The sequence below is a fragment of the Kitasatospora sp. NPDC057518 genome (assembly GCF_042802075.1).
Lineage (GTDB): Bacteria > Actinomycetota > Actinomycetes > Streptomycetales > Streptomycetaceae > Kitasatospora.
The window spans coordinates 1-17,665 of record NZ_JBHVEU010000158.1 but is presented as its reverse complement, the minus strand read 5'-3'; the positions used below and the strand labels follow the sequence as shown (position 1 = coordinate 17,665).

Below are 17,665 nucleotides of genomic sequence, written 5' to 3'. Positions count from 1 at the left end.
GGGCGGGCACCCGTGACAGGGTGCCCGCCCAGCGGCGTTGTTCGGGTCCGGACGGCCTCGCGGCGCCCTCGGGCGGCCTTGTGGCGGCCCTCAGGCGGCCTCGTGGCGCCGCCGGGTCGGGGTCAGGGGCAGCGCACGACCTGGCCGGCGTAGGCCAGCCCGCCGCCGAAGCCGAAGAGCAGGACCGGGTCGCCGGGCGAGAGCTCGCCGCGCTCGACCAGCTTGGAGAAGGCCAGCGGGATGGAGGCGGCCGAGGTGTTGCCGGAGTGGACCACGTCCCGGGCCACCACCGCGTCCTCGCCGAGGCCCAGCTTGCCCGCGATCGCGTCGATGATCCGCAGGTTGGCCTGGTGCGGGACGAAGCCCTTCAGCTCGGACGGGGCGATCCCGGCCCGCTCGCAGGCCTGGCGGGCCAGCGGGGCGAGCTGGGTGGTGGCCCAGCGGAAGACCGACTGGCCCTGCTGGCTGATCACCGGGTCCCAGCCGGTGATCACCACGGCGTCGCCCCGCTCGGGCTCGGAGCCCCAGACCACCGGCCCGATGCCGGGCTCGGCGCCCTCCTCCTGGGCCTCGACCACCGCGGCGCCCGCTCCGTCGCCGAAGATCACGCAGGTGGAGCGGTCGGTCCAGTCGAGCGTGTCGGACATCCGCTCGGCGCCGATCACCAGGGCGCGGCGGGCCGAGCCGGCCCGGATCGCGTGGTCGGCGGTGGCCAGGGCGTACGAGAAGCCGGAGCAGACCGTGTTGATGTCGTACGCGGCCGGCGAGCGCACGCCCAGCCGGGCGGCCACGGCGGCGGCGGTGTTGGGGCTGCGCTCGATCGCGGTGCAGGTGGCGACCACGACGAGGTCGATCTCGTCCGCCGTCCGGCCGCTGTTGGCGAGCGCCTTCTGCGCGGCCTCGGTGGCGAGGTCGACCAGGGTCTCGTCCTCGGCGATGTGCCGGCTGCGGATGCCGACACGGGTGCGGATCCACTCGTCGTCGGTGTCGACGAGCCCCGCCAGGTCGTCGTTGGTGAGGACCTTGGGGGGCTGGTAGTGGCCGAGTGCCACAATGCGCGAACCGCTCATACTGCCATGGAACCGGGTTACCCGCTGGTCAGCATGGTATGACCGGCGACAGGATCCGCCCCCTCGATCTGTAGGAGGTGGACAAGGGGCCTTGGGGCGCCCGGGTTCCGTGCCCGGCTTCCGCGGACTCCGGGGTCAGAGTGCCAGCGTGGAGGCGTCGCCCATCACGACGACGGGGTGGGCGGCCGGGTCCAGGGTGCGGATCAGCTGGGCCATCTTGTCCTCGGGGATCGACACGCAGCCGTGGGTCGGGCCGTCGTGGTCCACGTGGAGCCAGATGCCGCCGCCCTTCTTGGAGCCCATCGGGCGGCGCGGGTCGAGCGGGGAGTTGCCGGGGACGCGGTTGTAGTTGATCGCGACCACGTAGTCGAAGGAGCCTGCCAGCTGGTCCCCGAAGAAGCCCGTGCCGGAGACCACGAAGCTCGGGTCCTTGTCGTACGGGAGCTTGCTGCCCGGGTCGGCCTTGCGGCCGCCCGCGTCGGTGAGGCTGAAGACGCCGATCGGGCTGCGCAGGTCGCCCTCGTTGTGGTCGGTGGTCCAGCCGCTCTTGCCGTTGTGGCCCTGCCAGGTCTCGCCGGCCAGCCAGCGGCCCTCGGGGGTGCGGGTCCAGAGGGTGACGGCGTTCTTGTCGGTGTTCTTGTCCTGGCCGGAGGCGACCAGCACCTGGGCGGTCTCGGCGGGGATCTGCGCGGTGAACTTCGCGCCGAGGCCGGGTATCGCGGCGACCGAGCCGTCCGTACGGGTCTGGCTGCGGTCGGCGGCGGGGGCCGCGGCCTGCCGGTCGGAGGCGGCCTGGGCGGCCGCGGGGGCCGGGGCGGGGTGGTCGGGCTTGCTGACGCCCTCCGGGCCGGGGCCGTCGGCGGCGGCGATGCCGGGCTTGGCGCCGTCCTGGCCGACGGCGTACCAGCCGGCGGTGGCGGCGACCAGCAGCGCGGTGCCGGCCATCACGGCCTTGCCGTGACGTTTCTGCTTGGCCTTGCGCCGGCGTCCCCGCGCGGCCGTCCGGGAACCCGCCACGGGTGCGGCGGGAGCGGCGGCGAGCACGACGGGCCCGGGCTCGAAGGGGACGGTCTCGGGCGCGGGCACCGGCTGGTACACCGACGCCGCCTCGTACCCGCCCTCCGGCTCACCCTGGTAGGCCTGGAACGGCTGGTCGTACGCCTCGGAGTAGCCGTCAGGAGTCTGCTGGTACGGCTGGTACACGCCCTGGCCGTACTCCTGCGGAACGGGCTGCCGGTACGCCTCGTGCTCGGGGTACGGCTGCTCGTACGACTGCTGCGGCACCCCGTACACCGGCTCCCGCATCGGCTCGTACGACGGGTACTCGGTGGCGCGATGAGAACCGGACATGCTGTCGATCCTGCCAAACGCCGTACCCGTTGGTAAACCCGGGTCAGGTGCGGAGGCCGTGAAGACAACCGCCGCCCGGGCCGACGAGCGGTCCGGGCGGCGGGGATCTTCGCAGGTCAGAGGCGCATCGCCTGCGGGGTCTCGCGACGCTCCAGGTCGGGGCCGTCGTACTCGCGGATGACCTCGTAGCGGGTGTTGCGCTCCACCGGGCGGAAGCCGGCGTCGCGGATCAGCCCGAGCAGGTCGTCGCGGCCGAGCTTGTTCGGGGTGCCGAAGTTGTCCGCGTCGTGGGTGATCTTGTACTCGACCACCGAGCCGTCCATGTCGTCCGCGCCGTGGCTGAGCGCCAGCTGGGCGGTGGTGACGCCGTGCATCACCCAGAAGACCTTGACGTGCGGGACGTTGTCGAAGAGCAGCCGGGAGACCGCGAAGGTCTTCAGCGCCTCGGCGCCGGTGGCCATCTCCGTGCGGGCCATCAGCTTGTTGCGCACGACGCCGTCCTTGGAGTCGTGGAAGTCGTGCTGGTAGCGCAGCGGGATGAAGACCTGGAAGCCGCCGGTCTCGTCCTGGAGCTCGCGCAGCCGCAGCACGTGGTCCACCCGGTGGCGGGGCTCCTCGATGTGGCCGTACAGCATGGTGGCGGGCGTCTTGAGGCCCTTGCCGTGCGCGAGGCGGTGGATCCGCGACCAGTCCTCCCAGTGGGTGTCGTGGTCGACGATGTGCTGGCGGACCTCCCAGTCGAAGATCTCCGCGCCGCCGCCGGTCAGCGACTCCAGACCGGCGTCGATCAGCTCGTCCAGGATCTCGTCGGCGGGCAGGCCGCTGATCTTCTCGAACCAGTGGATCTCGGTGGCGGTGAAGGCCTTCAGCGAGACGTTCGGCAGCGCCGCCTTCAGCTCCCGCAGCGAGCGCGGGTAGTAGCGCCACGGCAGCGTCGGGTGCAGCCCGTTGACGATGTGCAGCTCGGTGAGGGAGTCGACCTCCATCGCCTTGGCGAGGCGGACGGCCTCCTCGATGCGCATCGTGTACGCGTCCTTCTCGCCCGGCTTGCGCTGGAACGAGCAGTACGCGCAGGACGCGCTGCACACGTTGGTCATGTTGAGGTGACGGTTGACGTTGAAGTGGACGACGTCGCCGTTCTTCCGCGTCCGCACGTGGTGGGCCAGCCCGCCCAGCCAGGCCAGGTCGTCGCTCTCGTAGAGCGCGATCCCGTCCTCGCGGGTCAGCCGCTCACCCGCGTAGACCTTCGCCTCCAGCTCGCGCTTGAGCCCTGCGTCCATGCGGTGACCCGCCTCCTCCGACATTCGATTCCTTGCCGGAATGAGCGTACGCCTATGCCGAGAGCAGCTCGGCGAGCAGTGTCGGGTCGATGTTGCCTCCGCTGACCACGGCCGCCACCGACTGGCCCCCGGTCTCGGCGGCGCGGTGGAAGTAGGCGGCCGGGGCGACCGCCCCGGAGGGCTCGGCGACGAGCCGGCCGCGGCGGGCCAGCACGGCCACGGTGGCGCGGATCTCGTCCTCGGTGACGGTGACGATGTCGTCCACGTAGGCGGCGACGTGCTCGAACGGCAGCACGCCGAGCGACGGGGTGCGCAGCCCGTCCGCGATGGTCCGGTAGGTGTCGGCGACCGGCCACTCGACCCGGCGGCCGGCCCGCAGGCTGGCCCGGGCGTCGGCGGCCAGCTCGGGCTCCACGCCGATCACCCGGATGCCGGGGCGGGTGAGCTTGAGCGCGGCCGCCGTCCCGCCGATCAGGCCGCCGCCGCTGACCGGCACCAGGACGGTGTCCAGGTCGGCCGGGGCGTCCTCGGCGATCTCCAGGCCGACCGTGCCCTGGCCCGCGATGATGAACGGGTCGTCGTACGGGGGCACCCAGACGTAGCCGTGCTTCCCGGCCAGCTCGGCGGGCAGGGTGTCCCGCTCCTCCGGCGCCACCAGGATCACCTCGGCGCCGAACGAGCGGGTGGCCTCCACCTTCACCGCGGGCGAGGTGTCCGGCATCACGATCACGGCCTTGATGCCGAGCTCCCGGGCCGCGTACGCCACCGCCTGCGCGTGGTTGCCGCTGGACTGGGCCACCACGCCCCGGGCGCGCTCGTCCTCGGTGAGCGCGGCCAGCCGGTTGTAGGCGCCGCGGGTCTTGAAGGCCCCGGTCGGCTGGAGGTTCTCGGGCTTCAGCCAGAGCCGCCGCTCCCCCTCGGCCGCCCAGGGGGCGGGAACCAGCGGGGTGCGCACGGCGACCCCCGCGATCCGCTGCCGAGCCGCGCGCAGCTCCTCCAGTCCGACCAGTGCCATACGTCACTCTCCTACAGGAGGAAGTTCACTCACCCGGTTTTCCCACTTGGTGGAGAGTACGACGGTGGTGCGGGTCCGGGCCACGCCCTTCGTGCCCGAGATCCGCTTGACCACCGATTCCAGGCCGGCCACGTCGGCCACCCTGACCTTCAGCATGTAGGAGTCGTCACCGGCGATGAACCAGCAGTCCTCGACCTCGTTGAGGTCCTTCAGCCGGTGCGCGACGTCCTCGTGGTCCGCGGCGTCGGTGAGCTGAAGGCCGATCAGGGCCGTGACGCCGAAGCCGAGCGAGGCCGGGTTGACCGTCGCCCGGTAGCCGGTGATCACCCCGGCCTGCTCCAGGCGGTTGATCCGGTCCGTGACGCTCGGGCCGGAGAGCCCGACCAGCCGGCCCAACTCGGCGTAGGACGCACGGCCGTTCTCCCGGAGCGCCTGGATGAGCTGTCTGTCCACCGTGTCCATATACCGTCCGCGTCCTTCCGAACCTCACCAGACCCACAGATCATTATCCGGATTCAAAGGCGCCGTGCGCCGAACGACCCGGATATCGCAGAGAAGATACTCTCCCGCCCCGGGTCTCCTTACTCCCCCTCAGCCGGTGCGCCCTCGCCGGCGGCCGTCTTGCGGGCGGCCGCCCCCAACTCCCCTTCCCAGCGCAGGTACAGGGAATGCGGCACGTCGACGGCGTCCAGCACCCGTCCGGCCACGAAATCCACGAGTTCGCGCACGGTGGAGCCGCCGGCGTAGAAACCGGGCGAAGCGGGCAGGACGACCGCCCCCTGCGCGTCGAGCTCCACCAGGTGCTTCAACGTCACCCCGTTGAGTGGCGTCTCGCGCACGCAGACGACGAGTGGACGGCGCTCCTTGAGGGTGACGCTGGCGACGCGCTGCAGCAGGTCCTTGCTCAGGCCGAGCGCGATCCCGGCCACCGCGCCGGTGGTCGCGGGCACCACGAGCATGCCCTTGGCCGGGTAGGAGCCGCTGGACGGACCGGCCGCGAAGTCCCCGGCCGGCCAGTAGCGGACGTCGTCCAGGCCCTCGTCGCTCCCGAGCCAGGCGGCGAGGTCGGTGCGCCAGTGGGCGTCCCGGAAGGAGATGCCGGTCTCGTCCAGGATGGTGAGCCGGGCGGCGCGGCTGACGACCAGGTCCACCGCCTCGCCGGCGGCCAGCAGCGCGCGGATCACCGAGGCCGCGTACGGCGTCCCCGACGCACCCGAGACCCCGACCACCCACGGCTGACGCTTCGCAGTTCCCATGGGGCAATTCTGTCCCGGCTCCACCCGTGGTTCCGGACCGGGCCGACCGGGAGGGGTCCGGGAGCGCCCGCCCCTGGGAGGATGGGCGCATGGCAGCGACCCTCGTCGACCTCACCCATCAGGTGACCACCGCGATGCCGGTCTACCCCGGCGATCCGGCCGTCCTGCTGGAGCCCGCGCTCACCACGGCCACCGCCGGGGTGAACGTGCTGGCCCTGCACCTCGGCTCGCAGTCCGGGACGCACGTGGACGCGCCGTACCACGTGGACGTCACCTGGCCGACCCTGGACGGGCTGCCGCTGGAGCGGTTCACCGGCCCCGCCGTGGTCGCCGACCTGCGCGGGCTGGAGCCCCGAGCGGCCGTCACCCCCGGGCTGCTGGCGGCCGCGCTGGAGCGGGTCGCGGACTCCGGCGAGGGCACCGTCCTGCTGCTGGCCACCGGCTGGGCCCGGCACTGGGGCACCGACGCCTACCTCGCCCACCCCGCCCTGACCCCGGCCGCCGCCGAGGCGATCGTCGCCGCCGGGGTGCGGACGGTCGGGGTGGACGCGCTCAGCGTCGACCCGACCCCCGACCCGGGCCCGGGCGACCCGGCGGTGGCCGCCCTGCTCGCCGACCTCACCGACGAGCACGACCACGGCACCGCCGACGAGCCCACGCTGGCCGCGCACCGGGTGCTGCTGGGGGCGCCCGGCGGCGGGGTGATCGCCGAGAACCTGACCGACCTGCGGCCGCTGCTGGCGGCCCAGGAGGCCGGCCTGCCGGTGGAGGTCTCGCTGTTCCCGCTGCGGCTGGTCGCGGCGGACGGCGCACCGGTACGGGCGGTGGCCCGGCTGGGCTGAGCCGGACTCTCCGTCCGGGCCGGGGACTTGGTCTAGACCATCCCCCGTCAACGCCAGTACGCTTTCCGGCCATGGCTGAGATCATCGGAGTGATCGAGCGACTCTGGCGCTACCCCGTGAAGTCCACCGGCGGCGAGCGGCTCGACTCCGTCGAGGTGGACGAGCGCGGCCTGGCCGGCGACCGCCTCTACGCCGTCCGCGACGCCGCGGGGAAGCTCGGCTCGGGCAAGAACACCCGCCGCTTCCGCCGGATGGACGGCCTGCTCCGCCTCTCCGCCCGGCTCGGCCACCGGATCGACGGCCCCGAACTGTTCGATCCGCTCGGCCGCCCGGTCGACCGGCCGAACTCCTTCCTGCGCGCCTACCTCCAGCGCGAGGACGTCGAACTCGCCCGCGAGGACGCCGTCTCGCACTTCGACCGGCTGCCGGTCAGCGTGCTCAGCACCGCCACCCTGGACTGGGTCCGCGAGGCCGTCCCCTTCACCGTGGTCGACGAGCGCCGGTTCCGCCCCAACATCGTGCTGCGCACCCCGCCCGGCACCCCGCCGTTCGTCGAGGACGCCTGGCTCGGCCGCCAGGCCTCCGGCGAGGCCCCCGGCAGCGCCCGGCTCTCCTTCGTCGCCTCCAGCGAGCGCTGCGCGATGACCGGCGCCCCGCAGCCCGGACTGCCGCACGCCCCCGAGATCCTCAAGGCCGTCGTGCACGCCCACGACGGCCGGCTCGACGCCCTCGCCGAGGTCGCCGCCCCGGGCCGCCTGCGGGTCGGCGACCGGCTGCTCCTCGGCTGACCACGGCCCCCGCGTCCGTCACCGCCCTTGCCCGAAGGGCGACTTGACCCTCGCGAACCGGCAGCCGAGGACGAGGCACCGCGGGGGGCCGGTCACGGGCCCCTCAAGGGGTGTCGCCGACGCTCCCGGACTCCGCCGTGGGGAGGGCGACCGCGCGCAGGTAGGCCTGGGCGAAGAGCTCGACGGTCTCGTCCGTCGACGGCAGCCCGTCCCCCAGGGCGGGTTCCAGCACCGGCCGCATCAGCGCGTGGTTGAGCAGCGGGCCGATCATCAGCTGGGTCAGCACCGGGGTGGGCAGCGGTCTCAGCCGGCCGGCCCGCACGTGCGGGCGCAGCAGCCGGTCCAGGCCGGCGAGCGCCTGCGGCAGGGTGGCGGCCATCACCCGGGCGGCGGGGCCGTCCGGGCGGCCGAGCAGGTCGGCGAAGACCGCCGGGACGATCCGCGGCTCGTGCACGAAGGCCGCGGCGAAGGTGGCGTGGAGCGCCCGGACGGTCTCCTCCAGGGTCTCCGGCGGGTCGGCGGCGAGGGCCTCCAGGTCGGGCAGCGCGGAGTGCCGCTCGAACACGGCGGCGAGCAGGCCGTCCCGCCCCTCGAAGACGGTGTGCAGGCTGGGCAGCGAGCAGTCGGCCCGGTCGGCCACGGCGTCCAGGGTGACCCCGGCCAGGCCGCGCTCGGCCACCAGCAGTGCCGCCGCCGCGATCGCGCGTTCGCGCACCGGCGGCCGTCCGCCCGGGTCGACGCCCGCCTCCCGGACGGCCTCGTCCAGCACCGCCCGGGAGCCGCCGAGCCTGCGCAGCAGCGTGCTGCGGGAGATGCCGGCCGTCGCGGCGATCGCCGTGAGCGGGACGTCCGCGACGTCCTGGCCCCGTTCCTTCGCCGCCGTGAGGGCGGCCGTCACCAGCTCCTTCATGTGAAGCATCGTACTACTTGACACCTGGGACGGTTCCAGAGATTCTATATATGCAGGTTCCACACGGACAGTGATCGATCGAGCACTGAAAGGGGAGAGCCATGAGCGTCGTGATCTCCGGGGGCGGGCCGGCCGGAATGATGCTGGGCCTGATGCTGGCGCGCGCCGGTGTCGAGGTGACCGTGCTGGAGAAGCACGGGGACTTCCTGCGCGACTTCCGCGGCGACACCGTCCACGCCTCCACCGTGCGGCTGATGGACGAACTCGGCCTCGGCCGGAAGTTCGCCGCGCTGCCGCAGAGCCGCCTCGGCAACCTGGTGGTGCAGCCGCCCGGCTCCGCCCCCGTCGCGCTGAGCGCCTACGAGCGGCTGCGGCCCCCGTACAACTACATCGCCATGATCCCGCAGTGGGACCTCCTGAACTTCCTGGTCGCGGAGGCCCGGCAGGAGCCCGCCTTCACCCTGCGGATGAACACCGAGGCGACCGGACTGCTCCGGGACGGCGGCCGGGTCACCGGAGTCCGGTACCGCACCCGGGACGGCGAGGAGGGCGAGCTGCGCGCCGACCTCACCGTCGCCGCCGACGGCCGGCACTCCACCCTGCGCCGGGCGGCCGGCCTGGCCGCCCAGGAGTTCCCGGTGCCCTTCGACACCTGGTGGTTCCGGCTGCCCCGGCACCCCCACGAGCAGGCCCAGCCGCCCAGCCTCGTCCCCGGGTTCGGGTCCGGCGACATGGTGCTGAGCTTCGCCCGGACCGACTACTTCCAGATCGCCTACTTCCGCGCCAAGGGCGCCGACCCGCAGCTGCGCGCCGAGGGGATCGAGCGGTTCCGCGAGCGGATCGCCCGGCTGCTGCCCCAGTACGCGGACCGGGTCGACCAGTTGGCGAGCCTCGACGACCTGCACCTGCTCGACGTCCGGCTCAACCGGCTGGACCGCTGGTACACCGACGGGCTGCTGCTGATCGGCGACGCCGCCCACGCGATGTCCCCGGCCGGCGGGGTGGGCATCAACCTCGCCATCCAGGACGCCGTCGCGGCCGCCACCCTGCTCGCCGAACCGCTGCGCCGCGGCCGTCCGACCGTGGCGGCCCTGGCCCGGGTCCAGCACCGCCGGCTGCGGCCGACGGTGATCATGCAGCGGATGCAGCGGGTCCTGCACAGCGTGCTGTTCGAGCCGGTCCTCACCGGCGAGCGGGCCGGCCCGCCCGCCCGGCTGGTGGCCCTCGCCCGGCACGTCCCCGGCTTCCCGGTACTGCTCTCCCGCCTGATCGCCTTCGGCCCGCTCCCCGAGCACGCACCCGCCTTCGCCCGGCGCGACGCCTGAGCCCCGGCGGGCGGCATCCGCCCCGGATCCCCGCGAACCGTCCGTTCGGACGGGCGGATCGCGGGGAACGACCGTTGGCATGACGATCCCTCACCGCCTGATCGGCACCGGCGACCACCACGTCCTGGTCCTGCACGACTGGTTCGGCACCAGCGCGGGCTGGGGCCCGTTCCTCGACTACCTCGACGGCAAGGCCTTCGGCTACGCCTTCCTCGACTACCGCGGCTACGGGCTGCGCAAGGGCGTCACCGGCGCGTACACGCTCGCCGAGATCGCCTCCGACGCGCTCGCCCTGGCCGACCAGCTCGGCTGGGACCGCTTCTCGCTGGTCGGCCACTCCATGGGCGGCAAGGCGGCCCAGCAGGTGCTCGCCGAGGCGCCGCTGCGGGTGCGCAAGCTGGTCGGCCTGGCGCCGGTGCCGGCCGGGGAGTACCCGATGGACGCGGCGGGCGAGGCCCTGTTCTACGGCGCGGCCGAGGACCGGGAGAAGCGCTTCGCGATCCTCGACCTGGTCACCGGGCAGCGGGCCGGCCGGGTCTGGCTCGACCGCATGGTCGACCAGTCCCTGCGGCAGTCCACCCCTGAGGCCTTCGGCCGCTACGTGCACGACTGGACGACGGCCGACCTGCGGCGCCGGATCGACGGCAACCCGGTGCCGGTCAAGGTGATCGTCGGCGAGCACGACCTCGCCCTCACCGCCGAGGTGATGCGCGGCACCTTCCTCGCCCACTACCCCAACGCCGAGCTGGAGGAACTCGCCGGCAGCGGGCACTACCCGATGTACGAGGCCCCGGTGGCCCTCGCGACGGCGCTGGAGGGCTTCCTGCACAACTGAGGCCGGCCCGGCCGGGGCCTCCGTATGATCCGACGATCATGACTGATCACGAGCTCTGGCACCGACTGGACCGCATCCGCCACGAACGCGGGCTCCTCACCCCCGGCGAGCTGGTGCTGCTCGCCGACCGGGGCGTGGCCGTCCTCGACCCGTTCTCCGTACTGGTCGCGCGGCGGGTGACGCTGTCGGCGGAGACCGTCCTGTACCCGGGCGCGACCGTCGAGTGCGACGCGGACAGCGACTGCGCGATCGGCCCGGGCACCGTCCTGTACGGCGGCGCCCGGATCGTCGCGACCGGCGGCGGGCGGATCACCGTCGGACGCCGCGCGCGGATCGGCGAGGGCGGCGCCGTGGTCAGGGCCGGGGCGGGCGAGGCCATCGAGCTCGGGGACGAGGTCAGGATCGCCAACGGCGCCGAGCTGACGGGCCGTTGCCGCCTCGGCACCGGCTCCCAGGTCCTCGGCCCGATCTCCGCCCGCGCGGTCGAGCTCGCCGCCGGCCGCCCGTACACCCACCCCGACCCGGACGGTCGCGGCGGCGTCCTCAAGGGCCACGGCCGGGCCCGGGGCACCCGGGTCGGCGTCGGCGAGGTCGTCAACGGCAACGGCGACTTCGCCGCCGCCCCGGTCGAACGCCAGCGGACCTACCACCCGGACGCCCCCCACCTGGGCGACTGACCCCGCGGCGCCTCCGGACCCGTACCCCGCACCGCGGGGCCGAGGAGGGCGGCGGCCAGCCAGAGCGCGAAGCATCAGGGGGCGTGCGGGAGTTGGCGCGCGCCGCGGGGTAGACGCTGGCGCATGGACCCGAGACCCGTGCGCATTGGGCGTCTCATCCTTCTCGCTTACGTTCGATGCATGACAGATGAGCGAGTTGACGACACGTCGCCGGTGCTGGTGATCGGCGTCTCCGGAGCGGTCGGGCGGCACGTCGGGCTGAAGCTCGCGGCGGCCGGCGTGCGGGTGCGGACGCTGCCCCGGCGGGAGCTGCGCGACCCGGCGTCGCTGGAGGCCGCGGTGCAGGGCGCCGGCGCGGTGCTGCTGGGGTGGCCGTTCCCGACGGCGGACGGGGCCACCGAGGCCGTCGGCGTGCTGGCCCGGGAGGTCGGGCGGGTGGTGTTCCTGTCCTCGGCCGTCCCCGGCCGGCCGGAGGGCGGGATCGAGGCGCTGCTCGCCGGCAGCGGGGTGCGGCACACGGTACTGCGGGCGCACGGCTTCGCCGCCGCGTTGCAGTGGGCGGAGGAGATCAGGGCCGGGGGCACGGTGCGGGGCTACGGCGGCGCGGCCGGGCTGAACCCGGTGGACGAGCGGGACGTCGCGGCGGTGGCCGTCCGGGCCCTGGTGGAGGACGGCCACGACGGCGCCCGGTACGTCCTCACCGGCCCGGAGTCGCCGACCCAGGCGGAGCAGGTGGAGATCATCGGCGCGGCCGCGGGCCGCCCGGCCAGCTGGCAGGAGGTCTCCCGCGAGACCGCCCGCCACCGGATGTCCGCCGCCGGCCGCCCGTCGGCCGCCGTCGACGGCGCCCTGGACCTCGTCCACGCCCGCCTCACCGCCCCCGAGCCGGCCACCAGCACCGTCCAGGACGTCACCGGCCACCCGGCCCGCAGCTTCCACGCCTGGGCGAGGGACCACGCGGCCCTGTTCCGCTGAGCCGGTCCACGAGCGGCGGGCGGGCCCGGACGAGGCGGGAGGAGCGCCCCGTGAGCCCGCCGGCGGACGCGCGGATCAGATCCCGAGCCCCCGGACGACCAGGTCCACCAGCGCGAAGAAGAACAGCGAGATCCCCACGAAGCTGTTGGTCTGGAAGAACGCCCGGTTGAGCTTCGACAGGTCGTTCGGCCGCACGATGGTGTGCTCGTACACGAAGGCCCCCGCGACGACCACGAGGCCGATCCAGAACGCCGCTCCGGCGTCCGTCAGGAGCGCGAACCAGCCCAGCAGGAGCGTCGTCAGGACGTGGCACACCCGCGCGCCCCGAATGGCCGCCGGCACGCCGTACCGCGCGGGCACCGAACGGACCCCGTGCTCGCGATCGGACTCGACGTCCTGGCAGGCGTAGACGAGGTCGAAGCCGCCGATCCAGATGCCGACGGCCACGCCCAGCACGACCGCCTCCCACGACCAGCTGCCCGTGACCGCGAGCCAGGCGCCGACCGGCCCCATCGCCTGGGCGATGCCGAGGATCGCCTGCGGGAAGTTCGTGAACCGCTTGCCGTACGGGTAGACCACCATCGGCACCACGGCGACCGGCGCGAGCGCCAGGCAGAGCGGGTTGAGCATCGCGGCCGCGCCGAGGAAGACCACCAGCGCGACGGCCGAGCCGACGTACGCGGTCTTCAACGACACCGCTCCGGTGACCAGTTCACGCGTGGCCGTGCGCGGGTTGCGGGCGTCGATCTCCCGGTCGATGATCCGGTTCGCCGCCATGGCGAAGGTGCGCAGCCCCACCATGCACACGGTGACGACGAACAGCTCGCCCCAGTGCACCCGCTTGTCCGCGAGGAACATGGCCGTCAGCGCGGCGATGTACGCGAACGGGAGCGCGAAGACCGAGTGCTCGATCATCACCAGGCGGAGGAACGCCCTGGTGCGCCCCGGTGTCTCGACAGCGGCCGTGCTCACAGTCCGTATTCCTTCCAGCGACGCGACACCAGTTCGGCGGTGGCCGGGTCGGAGGACACCATCTCCGGCCAGCCGCCGTCCCGGGTGTACCCCTCCTCCGGCAGCTTGCGGGTCGCGTCGATGCCCGCCTTGCCGCCCCAGAACTGCTGGTACGAGGCGTGGTCCAGGTGGTCCACCGGGCCTTCGACCACGGTCAGGTCCCGGCTGTAGTCGACGTTGCCGAAGGCCCGCCAGGCGACCTCCTGGTAGTCGTGCACGTCGCAGTCGGCGTCCACCACGATGATCAGCTTGGTCAGCGACATCATGTGCGCGCCCCAGATCGCGTGCATCGTCTTCTGGGCGTGCTTGGGGTACTTCTTGTCGATCGAGACGATCACGCAGTTGTGGAAGCCGCCGGCCTCGGGCAGGTCGTAGTCGACGATGTCCGGGATGATGATCTTCAGCAGCGGCAGGAAGAACCGCTCGGTGAACTTGCCCAGCGGGCCGTCCTCCGTCGGCGGGCGGCCGACCACGATGGACTGGAGGATCGGGCGGCGGCGCATCGTCACGCAGTCGATCTTCAGCGCCGGGAACGGCTCCTGCGGGGTGTAGAAGCCCGTGTGGTCGCCGAACGGGCCCTCGGGCAGCATCTCGCCGGGCTCCAGCCAGCCCTCCAGGACCACCTCGGCGTCGGCCGGGACCTGGAGCGGCACCGTCTTGCAGTCGACCATCCGGACCCGCTCCCCGGCGACGAAGCCGGCGAAGAGGTACTCGTCGATGTCCCCGGGCAGCGGCGCGGTGGCCGCGTAGGTGACGGCCGGGGGGCAGCCGAAGGCGATCGCGACCGGGAGGCGCTCACCGCGCTTGGCCGCCACCGCGGCGTGGTTGCGGCTGTCCTTGTGGATCTGCCAGTGCATGCCGATGGTGCGGCGGTCGTGCCGCTGGAGCCGGTAGAGGCCCAGGTTGCGGATGCCGCTGTCCGGGTCCTTGGTGTGGGTCAGGCCCAGGTTGAAGAAGGAGCCGCCGTCCTGCGGCCAGGTGAAGAGCGCGGGCAGGTCGTCCAGGTCGACGTCGTCGCCGGTGAGCACGACCTCCTGCACCGGGGCGTCACCCGGCTTCACGTGCCGGGGCGGGACGTGCGCCATCGAGGCGAGCTTGCCGAAGGCGTCCCGGAAGCCGGTGAAGCCCTGCGGCAGCTCGGGCTTGAGCAGGCCGGCGATCTTCTCGGAGATGTCGTCCGGGCCCTTGAGGCCGAGCGCCTTGGCCAGCCGCCGCTCGGTGCCGAAGACGTTCATCGCCAGGGGCATCGACGAGCCCTTGACGTTCTCGAAGAGCAGCGCCGGGCCCTTGGCCTTCTGCACCCGGTCGACGATCTCGCCGATCTCCAGGTGCGGGTCCACCTCCGCCTTGATGCGCTTGAGGTCGCCCTCACGGTCGAGGGCCCGGAGAAACGAGCGGAGATCGTCGTATGCCATGCCTGTCAGTATCCGCCACCCGATAGCCTGGCCGGGTCAAGGGCCCCTGGAAGGCGCCCGCCACCATCGCCGCCCGGGGGGAGATCCCAGCCGTGCCGAGGATTCTTCTGACCATCATCCTTCCGCTCGCGCTCTGGGTCTGGGCGTTCGTGGACTGCCTGACCACGCCCGAGGACGAGGTGAAGCACCTGCCCAAGGTGGTCTGGGTGCTGATCGTGCTGCTCTTCCCGCCGCTGGGCCCGATCGCCTGGCTGATCGCCGGCAAGCAGCGCGGCTTCCTGCGGGCCGCGCCCGCCGGGGCCCACCCGGGGTACCCGGCCGACGACCGGGCGGGCCGTCCCGCCGCGCGCGGCGGGCGCCCGCTGGCGCCGGACGACGACCCCGAGTTCCTCGCCTCGTTGAAGAAGGACGACAAAGACCACGAGTCCATGCTCAAGCAGTGGGAGGCCGATCTGCGCCGTCGCGAGCGGGAGCTGCGCGACCGCGACGAGCCCGAGGACGGCAGGAAGAGCTGATCGGAGCGGGTCCGCCCGCTCGCCCGGACAGCCCACCCCCACCGTGCGGGGTGGGCTGCGGCATTTTTGGTGCTTCCCTACGACTGCGCAACCCCTAACCCGGACGGCGACCCCCTGCCCGCCGGGCTTGAGCGGACCTTGAGCGGAGCCCAAGAGGACCGGCCTACAGTACTGGGAGACGGCCCTGACCTGCGCTTTCCTTCATGCTCAGATCATCGGACCATCATCTGTCCGACAACCCCCGGTATCCGAATGAACACCGAGCGCTCAGTCAACGATCCGACCGCTTCTGTCCAGGCCTGACAGCTAAACGAACTCGACCTTGTACGGAATCGACGCCGAAACCAGCGCACGGCCCCTCGTACAGTCATAAGTGAAGAAAGTGATTCGCAGCCGGGGGCACAGCAGACGTTGGCTGTCGGACAGTTCCCTCACCCTTGGAGTGGTTCGAGATGACGGTTGTGCATGAGGCGCCGGTCGACGGCGAGGTCCCCGAGGTCCCGGCCGACGCCCGCGGGCGGGTCGCCGAGCTGCACGAGCTGCGCGAGAAGGTCCGCCGCGGCCCCAGCGACAAGGCCACCGAGGCCCAGCACGCCAAGGGCAAGCTGACCGCGCGCGAGCGCATCGAGCTGCTGCTGGACGAGGGCTCCTTCCAGGAGGTCGAGCCGTTTCGCCGGCACCGCGCCCAGGGCTTCGGCCTGGAGGCCAAGAAGCCGCACACCGACGGCGTGATCGTCGGCTGGGGCACCGTCCACGGGCGCACCGTCTTCACGTACGCGCACGACTTCCGGATCTTCGGCGGCGCGCTGGGCGAGGCCCACGCCCAGAAGATCCACAAGATCATGGACATGGCCATCGCGGCCGGTGCCCCGCTGGTCTCGCTGAACGACGGCGCCGGCGCCCGCATCCAGGAGGGCGTCACCGCCCTGGCCGGCTACGGCGGCATCTTCCAGCGCAACACCAAGGCGTCCGGCGTCATCCCGCAGATCTCGGTGATGCTCGGCCCGTGCGCCGGCGGCGCCGCGTACTCCCCCGCGCTGACCGACTTCGTCTTCATGGTCCGCGAGACCTCGCAGATGTTCATCACCGGCCCGGACGTGGTCCAGGCGGTCACCGGCGAGAAGATCAGCCAGAACGGCCTCGGCGGCGCCGACGTGCACGCCGGCGTCTCCGGCGTCTCGCACTTCGTCTACGACGACGAGCAGTCCTGCATCGAGGAGGTCCGCTACCTCCTGTCGCTGCTGCCGCAGAACAACCGCGAGATGCCGCCGTCCGTGGTGACCGAGGACCCGGTCCAGCGCCGCAACGACAGCCTGCTGGACCTGGTGCCCGCCGACGGCAACCGCCCGTACGACATGCGCAAGGTGATCGAGGAGATCGTCGACCACGGCGAGTACCTGGAGGTCCACGAGCGCTGGGCCACCAACGTGCTCTGCGTGCTCGCCCGGATCGACGGCCACGTCGTCGGCATCATCGCCAACCAGCCGCAGTCGCTGGCCGGCGTGCTGGACATCAACGCGAGCGAGAAGGCCGCCCGCTTCGTCCAGATGTGCGACGCCTTCAACATCCCGCTGGTCACCCTGCTCGACGTCCCCGGCTTCCTGCCCGGCGTCGACCAGGAGCACGGCGGCATCATCCGCCACGGCGCCAAGCTGCTGTACGCGTACTGCAACGCCACCGTGCCGCGCATCTCGCTGATCCTGCGCAAGGCCTACGGCGGCGCGTACATCGTGATGGACTCCCGCTCGATCGGCGCCGACCTTTCGTACGCCTGGCCGACCAACGAGATCGCCGTGATGGGCGCCGAGGGCGCGGCCAACGTCATCTTCCGGCGCGAGATCAACGCCGCCGAGGACCCGGACGCCATGCGCGCCCAGAAGATCAAGGAATACAAGAACGAGCTGATGCACCCGTACTACGCGGCCGAGCGCGGCCTCGTGGACGACGTCATCGACCCGGCCGAGACCCGCCAGGTGATCGCTTCCGCCCTGGCCATGCTCCGCACCAAGCACGCCGACCTGCCCAGCCGCAAGCACGGCAACCCGCCGATGTAGTGGCGCGCACCGCCGCGACAGCCCGCACCTCAGCAGCAGCCCGCACCGACGCGCCACCACCTCAGACCGCAGCCACCCGGGGGAGAAACCAGGACATGACCGCTTCCGCCGAACCCCTCGTCCGCATCGTCCGCGGCAGCCTCACCGACGAGGAACTCGCCGCCCTGACCGCCGTCCTCGCCGCGCGCGCCGCCGTCGCGCAGCAGGCCGCCGCCGCCGCGCCGATCGAGCCGATCGCCAACTGGCAGCGCCTGGAGCGCCGCCCGGCGTACTACTCGCCGTTCAGCTGGCAGCAGGCGGCCTGACGGCCCACGGCCCGTGCCGGACGGCCGGTCACCCCGCTCGGG

General features: G+C 72.8%; 18 protein-coding genes. 9 read left to right on the top strand and 9 right to left on the bottom strand.

Translation table 11 applies throughout. The features are described from left to right. Window positions 1-122 precede the first annotated feature (122 nt). The 6 genes from ACFU7Z_RS18220 to ACFU7Z_RS18195 form a co-directional block, all read right to left on the bottom strand. Window positions 123-1,070 (bottom strand): beta-ketoacyl-ACP synthase III, encoded by a 948-nt coding sequence (locus ACFU7Z_RS18220; protein WP_049651545.1) that lies wholly within the window; start codon window positions 1,068-1,070, stop codon window positions 123-125. 135 nt (window positions 1,071-1,205) lie between these two features. Continuing rightward, window positions 1,206-2,420 carry a L,D-transpeptidase family protein gene (locus ACFU7Z_RS18215; protein WP_338016324.1) on the bottom strand — a complete coding sequence of 405 codons (1,215 nt, stop codon included), beginning with the start codon at window positions 2,418-2,420 and terminating at the stop codon, window positions 1,206-1,208. Window positions 2,421-2,536: 116 nt separating this feature from the next. Further along, complete coding sequence (gene mqnE, locus ACFU7Z_RS18210) at window positions 2,537-3,700, bottom strand: aminofutalosine synthase MqnE (RefSeq protein WP_049651548.1); 1,164 nt, start codon at window positions 3,698-3,700, stop codon at window positions 2,537-2,539. A 52-nt stretch (window positions 3,701-3,752) separates the two neighbouring features. Next, entirely contained in the window at window positions 3,753-4,715 is a 963-nt protein-coding gene (locus tag ACFU7Z_RS18205; protein WP_049651544.1) for a threonine/serine dehydratase, read from the bottom strand. A gap of 3 nt (window positions 4,716-4,718) precedes the next feature. Next, window positions 4,719-5,177: an Lrp/AsnC family transcriptional regulator gene (locus ACFU7Z_RS18200; RefSeq protein WP_049651543.1), complete on the bottom strand. Its 459-nt coding sequence runs from the start codon at window positions 5,175-5,177 to the stop codon at window positions 4,719-4,721. Between the two features lie 119 nt (window positions 5,178-5,296). Then, window positions 5,297-5,971, bottom strand: coding sequence for a UbiX family flavin prenyltransferase (locus ACFU7Z_RS18195; RefSeq protein ID WP_049651542.1), 675 nt, complete (start codon window positions 5,969-5,971; stop codon window positions 5,297-5,299). Between the two features lie 89 nt (window positions 5,972-6,060). Here ACFU7Z_RS18195 and ACFU7Z_RS18190 point away from each other — a divergent pair, with 89 nt between their 5' ends. Together ACFU7Z_RS18190 and ACFU7Z_RS18185 are read left to right on the top strand one after the other, a co-directional pair. Continuing rightward, on the top strand, window positions 6,061-6,813 hold the full coding sequence (locus ACFU7Z_RS18190; RefSeq protein ID WP_049651541.1) for a cyclase family protein: 753 nt from the start codon (window positions 6,061-6,063) through the stop codon (window positions 6,811-6,813). Window positions 6,814-6,884: 71 nt separating this feature from the next. Further along, window positions 6,885-7,601: an MOSC domain-containing protein gene (locus ACFU7Z_RS18185; RefSeq protein ID WP_117488289.1), complete on the top strand. Its 717-nt coding sequence runs from the start codon at window positions 6,885-6,887 to the stop codon at window positions 7,599-7,601. A gap of 103 nt (window positions 7,602-7,704) precedes the next feature. On the opposite strand, the gene ACFU7Z_RS18180 is transcribed toward ACFU7Z_RS18185, so the two are convergent. Continuing rightward, the gene (locus tag ACFU7Z_RS18180) at window positions 7,705-8,511 is read right to left on the bottom strand and encodes a TetR/AcrR family transcriptional regulator (RefSeq protein WP_380778215.1); all 807 of its coding nucleotides are present in this window, start codon (window positions 8,509-8,511) and stop codon (window positions 7,705-7,707) included. 101 nt (window positions 8,512-8,612) lie between these two features. On the opposite strand from ACFU7Z_RS18180, the gene ACFU7Z_RS18175 reads away from it, so the two are divergent. The 4 genes from ACFU7Z_RS18175 (at window position 8,613) to ACFU7Z_RS18160 (ending at window position 12,323) form a co-directional block, all read left to right on the top strand. Next, the gene (locus ACFU7Z_RS18175) at window positions 8,613-9,836 is read left to right on the top strand and encodes an FAD-dependent oxidoreductase (RefSeq protein WP_380742713.1); all 1,224 of its coding nucleotides are present in this window, start codon (window positions 8,613-8,615) and stop codon (window positions 9,834-9,836) included. Window positions 9,837-9,915: 79 nt separating this feature from the next. Further along, window positions 9,916-10,671: an alpha/beta fold hydrolase gene (locus ACFU7Z_RS18170; protein ID WP_375876946.1), complete on the top strand. Its 756-nt coding sequence runs from the start codon at window positions 9,916-9,918 to the stop codon at window positions 10,669-10,671. Window positions 10,672-10,709: 38 nt separating this feature from the next. Further along, window positions 10,710-11,348, top strand: coding sequence for a hypothetical protein (locus ACFU7Z_RS18165; RefSeq protein WP_380742717.1), 639 nt, complete (start codon window positions 10,710-10,712; stop codon window positions 11,346-11,348). A 180-nt stretch (window positions 11,349-11,528) separates the two neighbouring features. Further along, window positions 11,529-12,323, top strand: a complete 795-nt coding sequence (locus ACFU7Z_RS18160) for a hypothetical protein (RefSeq protein WP_380778213.1) — start codon at window positions 11,529-11,531, stop codon at window positions 12,321-12,323. Between the two features lie 75 nt (window positions 12,324-12,398). Here the strand turns inward: ACFU7Z_RS18160 and mqnP are convergent, their stop codons facing one another. Beyond that, complete coding sequence (mqnP, locus tag ACFU7Z_RS18155; RefSeq protein ID WP_369808292.1) at window positions 12,399-13,295, bottom strand: menaquinone biosynthesis prenyltransferase MqnP; 897 nt, start codon at window positions 13,293-13,295, stop codon at window positions 12,399-12,401. Continuing rightward, on the bottom strand, window positions 13,292-14,749 hold the full coding sequence (locus tag ACFU7Z_RS18150) for a menaquinone biosynthesis decarboxylase (RefSeq protein ID WP_049651533.1): 1,458 nt from the start codon (window positions 14,747-14,749) through the stop codon (window positions 13,292-13,294). Before ACFU7Z_RS18150 ends, mqnP begins: the two co-directional genes overlap by 4 nt. Before the next feature lie 92 nt (window positions 14,750-14,841). Here ACFU7Z_RS18150 and ACFU7Z_RS18145 point away from each other — a divergent pair, with 92 nt between their 5' ends. From ACFU7Z_RS18145 to ACFU7Z_RS18135, 3 genes are all read left to right on the top strand, one after another. Next, window positions 14,842-15,264: a PLD nuclease N-terminal domain-containing protein gene (locus tag ACFU7Z_RS18145; RefSeq protein WP_049651532.1), complete on the top strand. Its 423-nt coding sequence runs from the start codon at window positions 14,842-14,844 to the stop codon at window positions 15,262-15,264. A 452-nt stretch (window positions 15,265-15,716) separates the two neighbouring features. After that, complete coding sequence (locus tag ACFU7Z_RS18140; protein WP_049651531.1) at window positions 15,717-17,318, top strand: acyl-CoA carboxylase subunit beta; 1,602 nt, start codon at window positions 15,717-15,719, stop codon at window positions 17,316-17,318. Window positions 17,319-17,413: 95 nt separating this feature from the next. Beyond that, window positions 17,414-17,623 carry an acyl-CoA carboxylase epsilon subunit gene (locus ACFU7Z_RS18135; RefSeq protein WP_049651530.1) on the top strand — a complete coding sequence of 70 codons (210 nt, stop codon included), beginning with the start codon at window positions 17,414-17,416 and terminating at the stop codon, window positions 17,621-17,623. Window positions 17,624-17,665: the final 42 nt, after the last annotated feature.

Coding starts and splice junctions, on each gene's coding strand:
- ACFU7Z_RS18220 (WP_049651545.1), bottom strand. CDS start 1,070: ATGAGCGGTTCGCGCATTGTGGCACTCGGCCACTACCAGCCCCCCAAG.
- ACFU7Z_RS18215 (WP_338016324.1), bottom strand. CDS start 2,420: ATGTCCGGTTCTCATCGCGCCACCGAGTACCCGTCGTACGAGCCGATG.
- mqnE (WP_049651548.1), bottom strand. CDS start 3,700: ATGGACGCAGGGCTCAAGCGCGAGCTGGAGGCGAAGGTCTACGCGGGT.
- ACFU7Z_RS18205 (WP_049651544.1), bottom strand. CDS start 4,715: ATGGCACTGGTCGGACTGGAGGAGCTGCGCGCGGCTCGGCAGCGGATC.
- ACFU7Z_RS18200 (WP_049651543.1), bottom strand. CDS start 5,177: ATGGACACGGTGGACAGACAGCTCATCCAGGCGCTCCGGGAGAACGGC.
- ACFU7Z_RS18195 (WP_049651542.1), bottom strand. CDS start 5,971: ATGGGAACTGCGAAGCGTCAGCCGTGGGTGGTCGGGGTCTCGGGTGCG.
- ACFU7Z_RS18190 (WP_049651541.1), top strand. CDS start 6,061: ATGGCAGCGACCCTCGTCGACCTCACCCATCAGGTGACCACCGCGATG.
- ACFU7Z_RS18185 (WP_117488289.1), top strand. CDS start 6,885: ATGGCTGAGATCATCGGAGTGATCGAGCGACTCTGGCGCTACCCCGTG.
- ACFU7Z_RS18180 (WP_380778215.1), bottom strand. CDS start 8,511: ATGAAGGAGCTGGTGACGGCCGCCCTCACGGCGGCGAAGGAACGGGGC.
- ACFU7Z_RS18175 (WP_380742713.1), top strand. CDS start 8,613: ATGAGCGTCGTGATCTCCGGGGGCGGGCCGGCCGGAATGATGCTGGGC.
- ACFU7Z_RS18170 (WP_375876946.1), top strand. CDS start 9,916: ATGACGATCCCTCACCGCCTGATCGGCACCGGCGACCACCACGTCCTG.
- ACFU7Z_RS18165 (WP_380742717.1), top strand. CDS start 10,710: ATGACTGATCACGAGCTCTGGCACCGACTGGACCGCATCCGCCACGAA.
- ACFU7Z_RS18160 (WP_380778213.1), top strand. CDS start 11,529: ATGACAGATGAGCGAGTTGACGACACGTCGCCGGTGCTGGTGATCGGC.
- ACFU7Z_RS18150 (WP_049651533.1), bottom strand. CDS start 14,749: ATGGCATACGACGATCTCCGCTCGTTTCTCCGGGCCCTCGACCGTGAG.
- ACFU7Z_RS18140 (WP_049651531.1), top strand. CDS start 15,717: ATGACGGTTGTGCATGAGGCGCCGGTCGACGGCGAGGTCCCCGAGGTC.
- ACFU7Z_RS18135 (WP_049651530.1), top strand. CDS start 17,414: ATGACCGCTTCCGCCGAACCCCTCGTCCGCATCGTCCGCGGCAGCCTC.